Origin of the sequence: Lacisediminihabitans sp. (genome assembly GCF_036569425.1) — a bacterium.
GTDB lineage: Bacteria > Actinomycetota > Actinomycetes > Actinomycetales > Microbacteriaceae > Lacisediminihabitans.
Genome location: NZ_DATCQQ010000023.1, coordinates 20430 through 37098 on the forward strand (window position 1 = coordinate 20430; position 16669 = coordinate 37098).

General features: G+C 67.8%; 15 protein-coding genes. 4 read left to right on the forward strand and 11 right to left on the reverse strand.

The annotated features are described in order from the left end of the window. The first annotated feature begins 84 nt into the window (after positions 1–84). Positions 85–1812, forward strand: a complete 1728-nt coding sequence (locus VIM54_RS04460) for a glycerol-3-phosphate dehydrogenase/oxidase (protein WP_331899502.1) — start codon at positions 85–87, stop codon at positions 1810–1812. Here the strand turns inward: VIM54_RS04460 and VIM54_RS04465 are convergent. From VIM54_RS04465 to VIM54_RS04495, 7 genes are all read right to left on the reverse strand, one after another. Beyond that, entirely contained in the window at positions 1809–2579 is a 771-nt protein-coding gene (locus VIM54_RS04465; RefSeq protein ID WP_331899504.1) for an HAD-IA family hydrolase, read from the reverse strand. The two genes, VIM54_RS04460 and VIM54_RS04465, sit on opposite strands and share 4 nt — an antisense overlap. Further along, the gene (locus VIM54_RS04470; protein ID WP_331899506.1) at positions 2576–4372 is read right to left on the reverse strand and encodes a hypothetical protein; all 1797 of its coding nucleotides are present in this window, start codon (positions 4370–4372) and stop codon (positions 2576–2578) included. The genes VIM54_RS04465 and VIM54_RS04470 overlap by 4 nt, the downstream gene beginning before the upstream one ends. Next, complete coding sequence (locus VIM54_RS04475; protein WP_331899508.1) at positions 4369–4980, reverse strand: HAD family hydrolase; 612 nt, start codon at positions 4978–4980, stop codon at positions 4369–4371. The genes VIM54_RS04470 and VIM54_RS04475 overlap by 4 nt, the downstream gene beginning before the upstream one ends. After that, positions 4977–5537, reverse strand: coding sequence for a GNAT family protein (locus VIM54_RS04480; RefSeq protein WP_331899510.1), 561 nt, complete (start codon positions 5535–5537; stop codon positions 4977–4979). Before VIM54_RS04480 ends, VIM54_RS04475 begins: the two co-directional genes overlap by 4 nt. A 2-nt stretch (positions 5538–5539) precedes the next feature. Further along, entirely contained in the window at positions 5540–6547 is a 1008-nt protein-coding gene (gene trpS, locus VIM54_RS04485) for a tryptophan--tRNA ligase (RefSeq protein ID WP_331899512.1), read from the reverse strand. 176 nt (positions 6548–6723) lie between these two features. Continuing rightward, positions 6724–7572: an exodeoxyribonuclease III gene (locus VIM54_RS04490; protein ID WP_331899514.1), complete on the reverse strand. Its 849-nt coding sequence runs from the start codon at positions 7570–7572 to the stop codon at positions 6724–6726. Between the two features lie 10 nt (positions 7573–7582). After that, positions 7583–8581 carry a YihY/virulence factor BrkB family protein gene (locus tag VIM54_RS04495; RefSeq protein ID WP_331899515.1) on the reverse strand — a complete coding sequence of 333 codons (999 nt, stop codon included), beginning with the start codon at positions 8579–8581 and terminating at the stop codon, positions 7583–7585. 79 nt (positions 8582–8660) lie between these two features. Here VIM54_RS04495 and ptsP point away from each other — a divergent pair, with 79 nt between their 5' ends. Then, complete coding sequence (ptsP, locus tag VIM54_RS04500) at positions 8661–10301, forward strand: phosphoenolpyruvate--protein phosphotransferase (protein ID WP_331899517.1); 1641 nt, start codon at positions 8661–8663, stop codon at positions 10299–10301. Between the two features lie 278 nt (positions 10302–10579). Here the strand turns inward: ptsP and VIM54_RS04505 are convergent, their stop codons facing one another. Genes VIM54_RS04505 through sdhC form a run of 4 tightly spaced genes read right to left on the reverse strand, consistent with a single transcriptional unit; the run spans position 10580 to position 14048 of the window. Beyond that, entirely contained in the window at positions 10580–11335 is a 756-nt protein-coding gene (locus VIM54_RS04505) for a succinate dehydrogenase iron-sulfur subunit (RefSeq protein WP_331899519.1), read from the reverse strand. Continuing rightward, positions 11335–13155, reverse strand: coding sequence for a succinate dehydrogenase flavoprotein subunit (gene sdhA, locus VIM54_RS04510; RefSeq protein WP_331899521.1), 1821 nt, complete (start codon positions 13153–13155; stop codon positions 11335–11337). Before sdhA ends, VIM54_RS04505 begins: the two co-directional genes overlap by 1 nt. 12 nt (positions 13156–13167) lie before the next feature. Then, positions 13168–13617, reverse strand: coding sequence for a succinate dehydrogenase, hydrophobic membrane anchor protein (gene sdhD / locus VIM54_RS04515; RefSeq protein WP_331899523.1), 450 nt, complete (start codon positions 13615–13617; stop codon positions 13168–13170). A 2-nt stretch (positions 13618–13619) separates the two neighbouring features. Further along, positions 13620–14048: a succinate dehydrogenase, cytochrome b556 subunit gene (gene sdhC, locus VIM54_RS04520; RefSeq protein WP_414673169.1), complete on the reverse strand. Its 429-nt coding sequence runs from the start codon at positions 14046–14048 to the stop codon at positions 13620–13622. A 186-nt stretch (positions 14049–14234) separates the two neighbouring features. Here sdhC and VIM54_RS04525 point away from each other — a divergent pair, with 186 nt between their 5' ends. Continuing rightward, positions 14235–15356, forward strand: a complete 1122-nt coding sequence (locus VIM54_RS04525; protein ID WP_331899525.1) for a mannose-1-phosphate guanylyltransferase — start codon at positions 14235–14237, stop codon at positions 15354–15356. Positions 15357–15551: 195 nt separating this feature from the next. Further along, positions 15552–16658 carry a BMP family ABC transporter substrate-binding protein gene (locus VIM54_RS04530; RefSeq protein WP_331899527.1) on the forward strand — a complete coding sequence of 369 codons (1107 nt, stop codon included), beginning with the start codon at positions 15552–15554 and terminating at the stop codon, positions 16656–16658. The last annotated feature ends 11 nt before the right edge of the window (positions 16659–16669 follow it).

Sequence of the window (16669 nt, forward strand, 5' to 3'; positions counted from 1 at the left end):
CGTTCAATTGGCTTGAACAGTCTTGCACGCCGCCGCACGATGGGTAAAGACCGAAGTGTCCCACTGCAGAAAGCTGAAGAAGCCATGAGTGAAAACCTCCCCCACACCAGCCGTCCGGCCCGACGCGATGTCGCGGCGCTCACCGGGCATCCCCGGTCGCAGGTGCTCGTGATCGGCGGAGGCATCAACGGGGTCGCGACGTTCAGGGAGCTTGCGCTGCAGGGCGTGGATGTCACCCTGATCGAACGCGGGGACTACATCTCCGGGGCGTCGGCCGCCTCGTCGCACATGATTCACGGCGGAATCCGCTACCTCGAGAACGGCGAGTTCCGGCTCGTGCGCGAGGGGGTGCAGGAGCGCAACCGCCTGCTGAAGACCGCGGCCCACTACGTGAAGCCGTTGCGCACCACCATCCCGATCTTCTCCATGTTCTCCGGCATCGCATCCGCTCCGCTGCGCTTCCTCACCCACAGGCAGGGCAGGCCCAAGGAGCGTGGCGCACTCCTGATCAAGGTGGGGCTCGTGCTCTACGACGCCTTCTCCCGAGACGGCGGAAGCGTGCCCCGCCACCAGTTCCTCGGCCGAGCGAAGTCCCTCGCAGCACTGCCGGGACTCAACAGGAGCCTCAAGTACACCGCCACCTACTACGACGCGGCCATGGTCAACCCCGAACGGCTCGGCCTCGACGTCGTGCTCGACGGCAACGCCGCGGGCGACAACGCCCGCAGCGCCAACTACGTGGAAGCGGTGGGAACCGTCGACGGCGGGGTGCTCGTGCGCGACCGGGTGACCGGCGAGGAGTTCGTGCTGTCGGCCGACGTCGTCGTGAACACCTCCGGGCCGTGGACCGACCTCACCAACGAGGCCCTCGGGCAGCCGACCCGGTTCATGGGCAGCACCAAGGGCTCGCACATCGTGCTCGATAGCCCGCAACTGTTCGACGCGACGCAGGGCCGCGAGCTCTTCTTCGAGAACGAGGACGGGCGCATCGTGCTCATCTACCCGATCAAGGGTCGGGTGCTGGTCGGCACCACCGACACGGATGCGGATCCCCGCGACCCCATGTTCACGACCGAGGACGACGTGGACTACTTCTTCAAGCTCGTCTCGCACGTGTTCCCGGACATCGCCGTCGACCGCTCGCAGATCGTCTTCAGCTTCGCGGGCATCCGTCCGCTTCCCCGCCACGACGACGAGACCCCCGGCTTCGTCTCGCGCGACTACCGCATCGAGAAGTCGACGCTCGGCGGCTCCGCGCTGCTGAGCCTCGTCGGCGGCAAGTGGACCACATTCCGCGCCCTCGGCGAACACCTGACCAACGAGGTGCTCGAGATCCTCGGCCGCCGCCGCTCGGCGTCGACCGTCTCGCTCGCGATCGGCGGCGGCAAGGGATTCCCGACCACGGATGCCGCCCGCGACGCCTGGGTCGCGGACAACGCCGCCGGCCTCCCGCGCGAGCGCGTGCTGCAGCTGCTCGAGCGCTACGGCACGCGTGCCGCCGCGGTCATCGAGGCTATCTCGCGCTCGGACGACCGCACCCTCGAGAGCACCCCGCTGTACTCGACGGCCGAGATCGACTACCTCGTCGACCACGAGTCGGTCGTGCACCTCGACGACGTGCTGTTGCGACGCACCGACATCGCGTTCCTCGGCACGGTCACCGCGGAGACGATCAAGGAGATCGCGGACGTGGTGAGCGAGAGCCTCGGCTGGACGCCCGAGCGCCGCGCGGCCGAGGTGGCCGCAGCTCGGGAGACGCTCACCACCTTGCACGGACTCGTCTTCGCGACGCGGTCAGCAGTCCTCGGCTAGCCCCGCCCCGCACAGAGCAACGCGGCGAGCTCGCCGAGCGACGCGATGGCGACGACGCCGGAGGCCCTGGCCGCGCGGGAGTCCTCGGTCGATCGAGTCGCGTTCCGGTCGACCCAGACACCCCGAAGCCCTGCTCGTGCGGCTCCGAGGGCGTCCGTCTCCAGGCGATCGCCGACATACACGGCGTCCGACGGCGCAACCCCGAAACGGGCGCAGGCGTGCTCGAAGATGCGCCGGTCGGGCTTGGCGAACCCGAGATCCCCGGAGGCGATCACCTCGTCGATCATCGAAGCTAGTCCTGCCCGTTCGATCTTCGCCCGTTGGAAAGCCAGCTCGCCGTTGGTGATGATGCCGACACTCAGGCCAGCGCCACGTAAGCCCATGAGGCAGTCGATCGCATCGTCGTGGAGGCTCCACGACGATTCGTAGTGCACGAAGTAGCCCTCGAACCACGCATCAGCGTCGTCATCTGTCGCGAGATTGTGGCCGTAGGGCGCGACGAAGCCCCTGGCGCGCGCTCGCCGCTGCCCCAGAAAGTCGAGTTCCCCGGCGAGGTAGCGGTGATAGTGCAGTTCCTCGAGTGCCCGCCAGCGTTTAGCTTCCGTGCTGTCGTCATGTCCGGGACGGCTGCCCAGGTGCTTCCGGTACACCGTGATGGCTTTCGCCACGGCCTCACTGTGTGCGAACAGGGTGTCATCGAGGTCGAACAGCACCACGGCGGGGCGGCCCGCCCGGGGCGTCGGGCGCCGCTGCGCGGACGGGATCACTTCGAGTCCAGGAGAACCCGCGGCGTCGCCATCGGACAGGTTTCGCGCAGCTCCGCCTCGAGCGAAGGGCTGGCCGTATGGACAGTCGGTGTGGGTTTCATCAGCGTCACAATCCTGCAGAGGGGGACGATGTCCGAGTCGTCGAAAGTGCCGGTGGCCCGATATTCGCGATAGGCCACGAAGGCGACAGACCGCAGTTCGGGATCGCCGACGAAATCCCCGCCCCTCGTCACCAGCACCCAGAAGTCGATCATCGCTTCATCGGGGTCGCCGGACTGCCACAGGATGCCGGAGGCGCGCGGATCGGATAGGGTCAGGATCTGGTCTGCCGCCCGGTCGCCGGTGTGCCAGATCGATCCGCTGAGAATCCGTGTCATCGGCTGCCGGATGACTGTCTCCGACCAGCTGTCGACCGGCATCGCCCCGCACGCGAGCAGCACCGCAACGGTCACTGCCGCGATACCCGCGAGCGCGAACCGTCGACCGGAGGCCACCGCGGCGACAGTAGACACGGCGAGGGACAGCGCGACGATGGCGAGGAAGACGGAGAGGATCCAGGCGAGTTTCGTCGGATAGTAGGCCGACCAGGGGTCGCCCTGGCCGCGGTCGAGGTAGAGCAGCATTCCGGTAGCCGCGATGGTGGAGCAGACGATTGCGATTATGCCGGGCAACACGGGAAGTGAGGTTGTTCGCCGCACGAAAAGCGCTAGCGCAACCAGGGCGATGAGCAGCAATGGCAGGGCCGGCCATGCCGAGGGAAATCCGTGGCCGGGGATCTCGAGAGCATCCCCCTGGGCCAGGAAGGTCGGCACCGTCACGATCCCTACCCAGGACAGAACCTGCGCTGCGCCGAGCCCGAGGGCGAGCGCCGCGGGTCCCTGGAGCGACCGGATGCGTTTCCAGTCCCTCACGAGGATCACGATTCCCAGCGCCCCGGGCACGAGCACCAAGGGAGCCCAGGTGGCAAGTACCAAGGTGGTGAGCCCGGAGAGCACGACGAGCGCAACCAGCGGGAAGCGACGCGACGCGAGAAACGCCAGCCAGGTCGCCAGGAGAACCGGCAGCACCACGTTCGCGTTGAAATAGCCCCACTGCACAGGAAGTCCCGCCACGTACCACGTGAGGGGAAGGAGCGACCCGAGCGCGCTGGCGACCGCGACCGCCCGAGGGTAGCGCGCTGGAATCGCGGAGGCCACGACGGCGCCCGTCAGAATGCACGTCGCCGCGAGAATCAGCGTCCAGACGAGGGTGAACGAAGCGAGATCATGTGCGAGCAGGTGGCGGTCGGCGATAGTCGCCCGCCCCGGAGCCATCGCGAGAGCCAATAGCGACGCGGGCAGTGGAACTGGATTCTCGGACTGACCGATCGCGAGACCGCGGGCAGAGAGGATCACGTTGCCGTAGAAGAGATTGTTGAAACCATCGCCGTTCATGGCCCAGCTGAGCCTCGCGGCGCCGGGAACGAACTGCGCGGCGACCAGGATGCCGATCCAGCCGAGCGCACCGAGCACGGGTGAGACCCACAAGGCGACCGCGTGTCGACCGGGCCTGCGGAGCGCGCCGGGCGTGTGCCACAGCACCAGCACACCGGCAGCGGCGAAAAGAAGCCCACCGACCACCTGCGAGATGACGATATCGAGCTGCGCGGCACGGGTCACCAGCAGCACGGCGAGGGCGAGGAGGATGGCCGCGGCAGCAGTGCCAGGCACCGCGACCAAAAGCCCGAAGCGCTTGCTCAGCGCGAGAAGCCACGGCACGCCGCCGAGCGCGAGCAGCACGAAGATGATGATCACCGGCAGCCCAGAGCTGAGGGGTCAGGACCAGGCGACTGCGCGCCCCCGGTCACGCCGGCCACCCTGGCCGCTCGACGCGAGGCTCGCCGGCCCGAAGCACTCCGTGCCAGGCGGCAGGGTGCAACCCCGAGCTCGCCCGAGGCGATCACGTGTTCGATCCGGGGCGTGAGCCCCATCCGGTCGAGCTTCGCCAGCTGGAAGTGCAGGTCGCCGTTGGTGATGATGCCGATGCGGACTCCCCGCGAATCGAGTTCGTCGAGGCAGGGGAGCGCGTCGTCGTGCAGCGTCCAGGCGAGCTGGTACTGCACGAGGTAGTCGTCGAACCACTGGTCGGCCTCGTGGTCGGCCGTGAGCTCGAGTCCGTACGGTTCGACGAAGTCGCGCGCCCGATGCCTGCGCTGTTCGAGAAAGTCGAGCTCGCCGGCAAGGTAGCGCGCGTAGTGGTGCTCCTCGAGGTCGTGCCAGCGGGCGAGTTCCGCGTCGTCGTCGGCCTCGGCGAGAGGCGCGCCGATCGCCCGGCGGTGCGCCGTCACCCCCAGTCCGACCGCCCGCTGGTGGGCGAAGAGCGTGTCGTCGAAGTCGAAGAGCGCCACGGGGGGAAGTGTCACAGCGGCCAGCCGTCCGCCGGGATCCGCGAGTCCCCGCGCAGGAGGCTCGCCTGCCAGGAGTCAAGCCGTTCCCCGCGGTGCACGAGGGATCCCCGCATGGTTCCCTCGAAGTGGAATCCGGCCCGTCGTGCCACGATTGCCGACCCGATATTGTCCACCACGGACTCCCAGTGGAGACGCTCGAGCCCGAGCCCGTCCGGCTCGAAGCCGTACTCCGACACGGTCTGCAGCGCCTCGGACATGATGCCCTGGCCGCGCCACGGCATGCCGAGCCAGAAGCCGACGGTGGCCGAATGCACCGGCTCGAGCCGCAGCTCGATGACGCCCGCGAAGGCGCCGTCCACTCGAATCGCCCAGAGAATGTCCGTGGCGGATGCCGCGGCGGCGCCAGCGTAGTTGGTGACGTACCCCTCTGCATCGGTGATCCGGTAGGGAGCGGGCACCGGCACGAAGCGTTGCAGGTCGGCGTCCTGACAGTACTCGAAGACCGCGGCCGCGTCGCTCGGCAGCACGGAGTCGAGCAACAGCCGTTCGGATTGGATGACCGGTGATGTCACGTTCACCGCCTCGGCAGCAGCCCGACGCGGTCGTACACCGTCGCGAGGGTGGCGTCGGCGATCTCCGCGGCCCGGTCGGCGTTGCCGGCGAGGACCCGGTCGAGCTCGGCCGGATCGGCCAGGAGTTCGAGGGCGCGCGTACGGATCGGCGCGAAGGTATCGACCACCACGTCGGCGAGGTCCTTCTTGAAGTCCCCGTACCCGCGACCGGCATACTCCGACTCGAGCGATTCGATCGGGCGACCGGACAGCACGGAGAACACGGTCAGGAGGTTCGAGACGCCCGGCTTTCCGGCGACGTCGTAGACCACCTCGCGCCCGGCATCCGTCACTGCGGACTTGATCTTCTTCGCGGTGACCGACGGCTCGTCGAGAAGCCACACGACGCCGGCGGGGGACTCCGCGGACTTGCTCATCTTGGATGTCGGGTTCTGCAGGTCGAAGATGCGCGCGGTCTCCTTGAGGATGAGCGGCTCCGGCATCGCGAAGGTCTGCCCGAAGCGCGTGTTGAAGCGGTTGGCGAGGTCACGGGTGAGCTCCACGTGCTGCTTCTGGTCGTCGCCGACCGGCACCGCGACCGCGTTGTAGAGCAGGATGTCGGCGGCCATGAGGGTGGGGTAGGCGAACAGCCCGACCGACGCGGCATCCGTCCCCTGCTTCGCGGCCTTGTCCTTGAACTGGGTCATGCGACTGGCCTCGCCGAAGCCGGTGATCGTGTTGAGTATCCAGGCGAGCTGCGGATGCGCCGCCACGTGCGACTGCACGAAGAGGGTGGACACCTCGGGGTCGATCCCCGCGGCGATGTACTGCGCCGCGGTGCGCCGGGTGTTCTCGCGCAGGGCGGCCGGGTCCTGAGCGACGGTGATCGCGTGCAGGTCGACGATGCTGAAGATCGCGTCGTGCGTGTTCTGGAGGTCCTTCCACTGCAGGAGCGCACCGATGTAGTTGCCGATGTGGAGCGATTCGGCGGACGGCTGCATGCCGGAGAACAGGCGGGGCTTAGAACTCATGAGTCCAGTCTTTCAGTAGGAGTGGGATGCCGCGAAGTGATGTACCGGTCCGAGCCGACGAGCGACGACGTCGCAGCGTCGCGGCGAATGGTAGTGCCGGCGGGGGCGTGGTGGGCCTCTATGGGCGGAGCCGGCACAACCGTTTGCCGCGACCCCCGAGTGACAAGACGAAGAACCTAGACGAGGTAGTCGACGACAACCGGAGCGTGGTCCGACCATCGGGTGTCCCACGCCGACGCCCGGTCCACCGAGTAGTCGGTGACGGTTGCCGCGAGTTGGGGGGAGGCCATCTGGTAGTCCAGTCGCCAGCCGGTGTCGGTGTCGAAGGCCTGCCCGCGCTGGGACCACCAGGTGTACGGGCCGTCGACCTCGCCGGCCCAGGCGCGGCCGACATCCACCCAGCCGAGCCCGCGACGGGTCTTGCCGTCCACGCAGGCGACGTTCTTGCCGGCCGGTCCGAAGAACTTGTCGAAGTAGGCGCGCTCCTTGAGGAGGAATCCGGCGCTCTTGCGGTTGCCCCGCCAGTTCTTGATGTCGAGTTCGCGGTGCCCGACGTTGAGGTCGCCGACGACGACGGCGAACGGCGTGTGCGCCGAGAACTCGGGCAGGCGGCGCGACATCGCGTCGAGGAACTTGTACTTCTCGATCATTTTCGCCGGGGTGTCGGCGTCGCCGGAGTGCACGTACGTGCTCACCACGGTGACGACGGCGTCTCCGACGCGGTAGTCAGCCTCGAGCCAGCGACCCGCACTGTCGAACTTCTCGTCTCCGAGGTCCACGCGGTGGATCTCCGCCTTCCCGCGGCTCGCCAGCGCCACGCCGGCGCGGCCCTTGGCGGTGGCCGCGTCGTGGAGGATGTTCCACTCCGGCCCGAGGAGCCCCTCGAGGTCTTCGGTGGCGGCGCGCACCTCCTGCAGGGCGAGGATGTCGACTCCTCGACCGTCGAGCCAGTCGCCCATGCCCTTGCGGTAGGCCGCTCGCACCCCATTGACGTTGACCGTGGCGATTCGCAGGGGGGTAGGCATACCCAAAAGTTTAGCGAGCGCGACCGACAGCCCGAGCCCGGCGAGCCCGGAGCGGGCGCGGCGGCACCCGCACCCCGCCCCGTTTGGAGAAGGTCGACGCGTCTTCGCCATGGTCGGCCATGTCGACGGCGATCCAGGTGGCGGAGATGAGAAGCACCTGGCAGATGAGGCCGAACCAGATCAGCAGGCCGAGGATCACGGCAAACGAGGCGAGCAGGGGGTTGCGACCGGCGCCGCCGATGATGGTGGCACCGAGCACCTTGAGGATTCCGAGGGCGACCGCCCCGAGCACCGATCCGGTCAGCAGTCGCCGCCACGGCAATCGCTGGCCGGCGAGCACCCGGAACAGAGTGGCGAGCACCGCCGTGTCGAGCACCAGTACCACCGTGAGGCCGATCACGCGGGCGGCGGCGTCCGCGAGGCCGGAGTGGCCATGGATTCCGATGAGGTCGAGCAGGAAGGAGAGCGCGCTCGTGCTGAACACGGAGATCGCGGCGGACAGGATCGTCACGGCACCGAATCCGACCACGAGGCCCAGGTCCCTGAGCCTCAGGAGCAGGAAGAACGTCTTGTCCGGCGGGAGGTCGAACACGGTGCGCACCGCGGCGCGGGCAGCGCCGAACCAGCCGAGGGTCGTGAAGAGGAGCGCCACGAGGGCGATGACGCCGCTCAAGGTGAGGGAGCGGGAGGTGAAGAGGTCGTCGAGGTTGATCGCGCCACCGCCACCGCCACCGCTGCCGGTGTCGATGAGCCCGGGCACGGAGAGGGACACGGTCTTCACCACCGCATCCCGCAACTGCGGGTCCGCCTCCAGAAAGAGGCCGAAGATGGTGAATCCCACGTACAGGCCGGCGAACACGCTGTAGAGGGCCGTGAGGCTCAGCCCGGCCGCGAGGATCGGGCCGTTCTTTTCCGAGTAGTGCACGAACACCCGCGTCACGCGCAGTCGCTGGATCCGTGCGATGAGGCGCTGGATCCGTGCGTGCAGACGCTTGACTCTCGCGACCATGGGTACCCTCTCCACTCGCTCCAGCCTATCCAGCGGCCCGGTAGAGTGGCGCAAGCAGCAGACTCGAGGGAGGACACCCGTGGATTTGCATGGCATCGGCGTGGGACGTGGCATCGCGGTCGGCCCGATTGTGAGGATGCCCGACCCGCTGCCAGAGCCGGCCGACGTGTCGCGCACGGCCGACGCGAGCGCGGAGTTCCGGGCGGTATCGGAGGCCCTCGCCGCGGTCGCCGTCGAGCTGCAATCGCGGGGCGAGAAGGCCGGCGGCGCCGCCAAGGACGTGCTCGAGGCGGCGGCGCTCATGGCCCAGGACCCGTCGCTGGTCGACGACATCCAGCACCGCATCGATGCGGGGAAGACCGGCGAACGCGCGGTCTTCGAGGCGTTCGGGGCGTTCCAGGACATCCTCACCGGCATGGGCGGCCTGATGGCGGAGCGCGCCGCCGACCTTGCCGACGTCTCCCGGCGCATCATCGCCCACCTGCGCGGGGTACCCGCCCCCGGCGTCCCCAGCTCGGACCGACCGTTCGTCCTGGTCGCCCACGATCTCGCCCCGGCCGACACCGCCCTGCTCGACCTCGGCAAGGTGCTCGGCCTGGTCACCCGTGACGGCGGCCCCACGAGTCACACGGCCATCCTGGCGAGGGCGAAGTCCATTCCGGCCATCGTCGGGGTGGCGGGTGCGCTCGACCTGGCGGACGGCACCGTGGTGATCGTGGATGCCGGCGCCGGCCTCGTGCGGGTGGCTCCGAGCGAGGCGGACCTCGAGCGCGCACGGGCAACCATCGCCGAGCGGGCCGCTGTCGTTGCGGCGCCCATCACTCCGGGTACGCTCGCCGACGGCACGGCCATCCCGCTGCTGGCGAATCTCGGGTCGCCGAAGGATGCCGCCGCCGCGATTGCGCTCGGCGCGGAGGGCGTCGGCCTGTTCCGCACCGAGTTCCTCTTCCTCGACGCGAAGACCGCGCCGTCCGTCGACGAGCAGCGCGCGCAGTACGCGCAGCTGCTCGCCCAGTTTCCCGGCAAGAAGGTGGTGGTTCGCGCCCTCGACGCCGGGGCCGACAAGCCGCTGAGCTTTCTCAACGAAGCCCGCGAAGAGAACCCGGCCCTGGGCCTCCGGGGTCTTCGCGCCCTGCGTGCGAGTGAGCCGATCCTGCGCGACCAGCTCACCGCGCTCGCCCTCGCCGACGCGGAGACCGATGCCGAGCTGTGGGTGATGGCGCCGATGGTGTCCGACTCCGAGGAGACCGAGTACTTCGTGTCGCTCGGCCGGGAGCTGGGCCTCACGACCGTGGGGGTGATGGCCGAGGTGCCGTCCCTCGCCGTGCTGGCCGACCAGGTGCTCGGGGTCGCGGACTTCGTGAGCATCGGAACCAACGATCTCACCCAGTACACGCTCGCCGCCGACCGGATGCTCGGCTCCGTCGCGCAGTTCCAGGACCCGTGGCATCCGGCCGTGCTGCGCCTGGTGAAGCTCCTCGGCGACGCCGGAGCCGCTGCCGGCAAGTCGGTCGGTGTCTGCGGCGAGGCGGCAGCGGATCCGCAGCTCGCGGTGGTGCTCGTGGGACTGGGCGTGACTAGCCTCTCGATGACCCCGGCGGCGCTCGCCGACGTGCGCGCGGAACTCCGCACGGTCACCCTCGCCGAGGCCCGCGAGCGTGCGACGAGGGCCATCGCGGCCCGCACGGCTGCAGAGGCGCGCGCCGCCGCAGCCGCCTGACCTGCCCGGTCCGCCGGCCTCCCGATCCGCCGGCCTCCCGATCGGATTCGCCCAGCCGGCTGCCCCGCCGTCCCCGCCCTGGCGCCCACCCGCCGGGTCTGCCGTGCGCCCGCGCGGTGTGCATAACTCAGGCTGTTTTGCGACGGCAGCCTAGACCGGCCTGTGTTTGCAGGGGCGGACAGGCGTCGCGGCGGAACTAGCCTGAGTTATGCGCACGGCGCCGCGCGCACGCGCCGCCGGCCAAAAGCCGCACTGGCCGAGGAGAACGGGGGAAGTACCTACGGCTTGCCGCGCAGGATCGCTGCCTTCACCTCGGCGATGGCCTGGGTCACCTGGATGCCGCGGGGGCAGGCCTCGGTGCAGTTGAAGGTGGTGCGGCAGCGCCACACGCCCTCCTGGTCGTTGAGGATGTCGAGGCGAACCTCGGACCCCTCGTCACGAGAGTCGAAGATGAAGCGGTGCGCGTTCACGATCGCGGCCGGCCCGAAGTACTGGCCGTCGGTCCAGAAGACCGGGCAGCTCGAGGTGCACGCCGCGCACAGGATGCACTTGGTCGTGTCGTCGAAGCGCGCACGCTCCACCGGGCTCTGCAGGCGCTCCTTGTCGGGCTTCGACGAGGCGATGAGGAACGGCTGCACCGCCTTGAAGCTCTCGAAGAAGGGATCCATGTTCACGATCAGGTCCTTCTCGAGCGGCAGGCCCTTGATCGCCTCGACGTAGATCGGCTTCGAGATGTCGAGGTCTTTGATCAGCGTCTTGCAGGCGAGGCGGTTGCGACCGTTGATGCGCATCGCATCCGACCCGCACACGCCGTGCGCGCACGAGCGACGGAAGGTGAGCGATCCGTCCTGCTCCCACTTGATCTTGTGGAGGGCGTCGAGGATGCGGTCAGTGCCGCGCATCTCCACGTCGAAGTCCTGCCAGCGCGGCTCGTCATCCACCTCGGGGTCGAAGCGGCGAATGATGAGGGTCGCCGTGAAGGTCGGGATGACCTCGGGGACACTCGGGGAGTTGTCCAGGACCGCTGTGCTCATTAGTACTTTCTCTCCATTGGCGGGTAGTTCGTGATCACGACGGGCTTCCAGTCGAGGCGGATGTGCTCTCCCGCGTCCGCGGACTCCGGGTCGCCAGTGAGGTAGGCCATCGTGTGCACGAGGAAGTTCTTGTCGTCGCGCTCCGGGTAGTCCTCGCGCATGTGGCCGCCGCGGCTCTCCTTGCGGGCCCTGGCCGAGTACACGAGCACCTCGGCGAGGTCGAGCAGGAAGCCGAGCTCCACGGCCTCGAGCAGGTCGGTGTTGAACCGCTTGCCCTTGTCCTGCAGCGCGATGTTCTTGTAGCGCGCCCGCAGGGTCTCGATGAGCTCCGTCACTTCCTTGAGCGAATCGTCGGTGCGGAAGATCTGCGCGTTGCGGTCCATCGAGTCCTGCAGCTCCTTGCGGATCACCGCGATCCGCTCGGAACCGTCGCCGCTGCGCACCATGTCGAGGATCTTGCGCACGCCGGCCGCCGGGTCGTCCGGCAGCGGAACCCACTCCGCCGTCTTCACGTACTCGACGGCGTTCTTGCCCGCCCGCTTGCCGAACACGTTGATGTCGAGCAGCGAGTTGGTGCCGAGTCGGTTGGAGCCGTGCACGCTCACGCAGGCGCACTCGCCGGCGGCGTAGAGGCCGGGAACGACCTCGGTGTTGCTGCGCAGCACCTCGGCGTTGTTGGTGGTCGGGATGCCGCCCATCGCGTAGTGCGCGGTCGGCAGCACGGGCACGGGTTCGGTGTACGGCTCGACGCCGAGGTAGGTGCGGGCGAATTCCGTGATGTCCGGCAGCTTCTCGTCGATCACCGCCGGCTCGAGGTGTGTGATGTCGAGGTAGAGGTAGTCCTTGTCTGGACCGGCACCCCTGCCCTCGCGGATCTCGGTGGCCATGGACCGGGCCACGATGTCGCGCGGGGCGAGGTCCTTGAGGGTCGGCGTGTAGCGCTCCATGAAACGCTCGCCCGTGGCGTTGCGCAGGATGGCGCCCTCGCCACGTGCCGCCTCGGAGAGCAGGATGCCGAGGCCGGCGAGCCCGGTCGGGTGGAACTGGAAGAACTCCATGTCCTCGAGCGGCAGGCCCTTGCGCCAGATGATGCCGACGCCGTCGCCGGTGAGGGTGTGCGCGTTGGAGGTGGTCTTGAAGATCTTGCCGAATCCGCCGGTCGCGAAGATGATCGCCTTCGCCTGGAACACGTGCAGTTCGCCGGTGGCGAGCTCGTACGCGACGACCCCGGACGGCTGCTCGGTCTTCTGGCCGAACGCATCCTCCACCTCGGTCATCACCATGTCGAGCACGTAGAACTCGTTGAAGAAGTTGATGCCGAGACGCACGCAGTTCTGGAAAAGCGTCTGCAGGATCATGTGGCCGGTGCGGTCGGCCGCGTAGCAGGCGCGGCGCACGGGCGCCTTGCCGTGCTCACGCGTGTGGCCGCCGAAGCGGCGCTGGTCGATCTTGCCCTCCGGCGTGCGGTTGAAGGGCAGGCCCATGTTCTCGAGGTCGATGACCGCGTCGATGGCCTCCTTCGCGAGGATCTCGGCCGCGTCCTGGTCGACGAGGTAGTCGCCGCCCTTGACGGTGTCGTAGGTGTGCCACTCCCAGTTGTCCTCCTCCACGTTCGCGAGGGCGGCGGCCATGCCGCCCTGCGCCGCGCCGGTGTGCGACCTCGTGGGGTAGAGCTTGGAGATCACCGCGGTGCGGGCGTGCGGGCCCGCCTCGATGGCGGCGCGCATTCCTGCGCCTCCCGCCCCGACGATCACGATGTCGAACCGGTGGTAGTGCACTCCGTCGATGATCGAGGAGGTGCCTTCCGCGTCTTCACCCATTGCGCAGCGCCCTTAGCCGGCCGGGCAGAACGACGGCAGGAGGTCGGCGGGCGAGCCGGCGGGACAGGGGTCAAAGGTGTAGATCACGAGGGTTCCCAGCACGAGTAGTACGACGGCGGACGCGATGAGCGCGCCCTTGAAAATGACACGGAGAAGGCGGTTGCTCGCATAGTCGTTCACGATGGTGCGCATGCCGTTCGCGCCGTGGATGAGGGCGAGCCAGAGCAGCAGGGTGTCCCAGATCTGCCAGAACGGCTGGGAGAGCTTGCCTCCGACGAAGGCGAAGTCGATCGCCTTGACGCCCTCGCCCGCGAAGAGGTTGACGAAGAGGTGGCCGAAGATCAGCACCACGAGCACGACGCCGCTCGCCCGCATGTAGATCCAGCCCCACTTCTCGAGGTTGAAGCGGCGCTGACGTCGCACCGGCTGGGGGGCCCGGGGTGTTTCGATTGTCGCGCTCATGATCACGCACCTCCAAAGATGTGCATGAACTGTCTGGGCACGAATCCGATGAGCAGCAGCACCCAGACCACGACCACGATCCAGAACATGAGCCGCTGGTGCTTGGTGCCCACGCTCCAGAAGTCGATCAGGATGATGCGCAGCCCGTTGAGGGCGTGGAATCCGATGGCCACGACGAGCGCGGTCTCGCCGAGCCCCATGATGGGCGTCTTGTACGAGTTGATCACCGCGTTGTAGGCCTCGGGGCTCACCCGCACGAGGGAGGTGTCGAGGATGTGCACCAGCAGGAAGAAGAAGATCGAGACTCCGGTGATGCGGTGCAGCACCCACGACCACATTCCCTCTCGGCCCCGGTACAGGGTTCCTCGCGGAGCCCGTGGCGCCGAGATCTTGGGAAGTGGATACTTCTTTTCTGGCCTGGAAGCGGCCAGGGCCCCCGCCGACTTCTCTGGCACGAGCAACCCTCCTTGACGAGTGGTGTCCGCCCCGGCATCGGGGCGGGTGACTGTTCGCGAGGCGAACGGATTCCAGTCTATTCCCGCACGAAACGGTCGTCTGCCAAGGCTTGCCTAAATATCTCGAGATCGAGATATCTCGGAGCGTCTATGGTTGACGGCATGGCTGAGCAACAGGATTTTCTCGAGCGTTTCTACAGCGTGATCCCGGCCGGCGGGATCGGATCGCGGCTCTGGCCGCTCTCGCGGGCCGATGCCCCCAAGTTCCTGCACGACCTCACCGGCTCGGGCAGCACACTGCTCCGCGCGACCTGGGACCGGCTCGCCCCCATCTCGGGCCCCGACCGCATCATGGTCGTCACGGGCCGCGCGCACCGCGCCGCGGTCGAGGCCCAGCTGCCCCAGCTGACGGATGCCAACGTGGTTCTCGAGAGCGAGCCCAAGGACTCCTCGGCGGCGATCGGGCTCGCCGCGGCGATCCTGGTGCGGCGGGAGCCGGATGTGATCATCGGGTCGTTCGCCGCCGATCACGTGATCGCGGACATCCGCGGTTTCCGGCGCGCGGTCGTCGAGGCCGTGGCGGTGGCGGATGCCGGCTACATCGCCACCATCGGCATCACGCCCACCGAGCCGGCGATCGGCTTCGGCTACATCCACTGTGGATCGAGGCTCGACATCCCGTCGGCGCCGACCGCGGTGATGGTCGATTCCTTCGTGGAGAAGCCCGACCTCGTCACCGCCCAGGGCTACGTCGACAGCGGCGACTACCTCTGGAACGGCGGCATGTTCATCTCCCGCGCGGACGTGCTGCTCACACAGCTCGGCGAGACCGAGCCTGAGATGCTCGCGGGACTCACCGAGCTCGCCGAGGCGTGGGACACCCCGCGACGCGGGGCGGTCGTCGATCGCGTCTGGCCCGGCCTGACCAAGATCGCGATCGACTACACCGTTGCCGAGCCCGCCGCGAAGGCCGGGCGACTCGCCGTGATTCCCGGCGAGTTCGACTGGGACGACGTCGGCGATTTCGCGGCGATCGCGAAACTGCATTCCGGGGGACGAAAATCCGACCTCGCGATTCTCGGCGAGAACGCGCGTGTGCTCGCCGACGCCTCCACCGGCATCGTGATCAGTCAGACCGGGCGCCTCATTTCGCTCATCGGAGTCACCGACATCGTGGTGGTCGACACCCCGGACGCTCTACTAGTCACGACGAGTGCAAATGCACAGCGCGTGAAGGCCGTGGTCGACGCGCTCAAGCTCTCCGGCCGGAGCGACGTTCTCTAAGCAGGGAGCGGCGACCGTACCCCCCGTTTGGCTGGGATTCCGGTGATTATTTCTGCAACATTTCGCGACCGTCGCATCTTTGTAACCATTGGCCAACCGGGTACAAATACCCCCCGATGCGGCGCGTAACATTCGGTAACCTGTACACCACTACGGCCCCCGCAACCGTGCCGGGGCAGCACCTTGGAGGACACCTTGAGAATCACCTCACGAAAGGCCGTGCTGAGCGGTCTGGCCATGGCCGGAATCGCAGCAGTGCTCGCCGGATGCGCAGCAGCACCCGACGCCACGAAGACCACGGCCGCGGCCTCGAAATACCTCCCATGCATGGTTTCCGACTCGGGCGGATTCGACGACAAATCGTTCAACCAGCTGGGGCTCGAAGGGCTGCAGGCCGGGGCGAAGGCCATCGGCGCCAAGGAGAAGCACGTCGAGTCGAACGCCGACACCGACTACGCGCCGAACATCGACAGCCTCGTCGCCGCCAACTGCAACCTGATCATCACCGTCGGCTTCAACCTCTCGGCGGCGTCGCTCGCCGCGGCCAAGGCCAACCCCGACATCCAGTTCGCCATCATCGACGACGCGGCAGACGCGAACTTCGACGGCAAGGTCGACGAGCCGAACATCAAGCCCATCGTCTTCGACACCGCCCAGGCCGCCTTCCTCGCCGGCTACGCGTCGGCGAGCTACAGCAAGTCGGGCATCGTCGGAACCTTCGGCGGCATGCAGTTCCCCACCGTCACCATCTTCATGGACGGCTTCGCCGACGGCGTTGACTACTTCAACAAGCAGAAGAGCAAGAGCGTGAAGGTGGTCGGCTGGGACGTCGCCTCGCAGAAGGGCTCGTTCACGGGCGGATTCGCGGCGAACGACACGGCCAAGAGCACGGCGAAGAACCTCATCGACCAGGGTGCAGACGTGATCTTCCCGGTCGGCGGGCCGATCTTCCAGAGCGCCGGGGCGGCCATCACCGACTCGGGCAAGGACATCGCCCTGCTGGGCGCTGACGCCGACGTGTTCAACACCTTCACCACCTACGACAAGCTCTACCTCACATCGGTGCTCAAGGGCATCAAGCCGGCCACCGAGGCCGTCGTGAAGGCCAGCGCCAAGCAGGCCAAGGGCACGTTCGACAACGTGGCATACGTGGGCAACCTCAAGAACGACGGAGTGGGCATCGCCCCGTTCCACGACTTCGCGTCGAAGGTCGACCCGAAGCTGCAGGGTGAGCTCGACACGATCAAGGCCGACATCATCAGCGGCAAGATCACGGTCAAGTCGTACCTGTCCGGCAACTAACCCACACAGTT

What these genes read in the sequence shown, in the direction of transcription:
- VIM54_RS04460 (WP_331899502.1), top strand. Translation starts at nt 85, where the DNA reads ATGAGTGAAAACCTCCCCCACACCAGCCGTCCGGCCCGACGCGATGTC.
- trpS (WP_331899512.1), bottom strand. Translation starts at nt 6,547, where the DNA reads ATGAGTTCTAAGCCCCGCCTGTTCTCCGGCATGCAGCCGTCCGCCGAA.
- VIM54_RS04490 (WP_331899514.1), bottom strand. Translation starts at nt 7,572, where the DNA reads ATGCCTACCCCCCTGCGAATCGCCACGGTCAACGTCAATGGGGTGCGA.
- VIM54_RS04495 (WP_331899515.1), bottom strand. Translation starts at nt 8,581, where the DNA reads ATGGTCGCGAGAGTCAAGCGTCTGCACGCACGGATCCAGCGCCTCATC.
- VIM54_RS04505 (WP_331899519.1), bottom strand. Translation starts at nt 11,335, where the DNA reads ATGAGCACAGCGGTCCTGGACAACTCCCCGAGTGTCCCCGAGGTCATC.
- sdhA (WP_331899521.1), bottom strand. Translation starts at nt 13,155, where the DNA reads ATGGGTGAAGACGCGGAAGGCACCTCCTCGATCATCGACGGAGTGCAC.
- sdhD (WP_331899523.1), bottom strand. Translation starts at nt 13,617, where the DNA reads ATGAGCGCGACAATCGAAACACCCCGGGCCCCCCAGCCGGTGCGACGT.
- VIM54_RS04525 (WP_331899525.1), top strand. Translation starts at nt 14,235, where the DNA reads ATGGCTGAGCAACAGGATTTTCTCGAGCGTTTCTACAGCGTGATCCCG.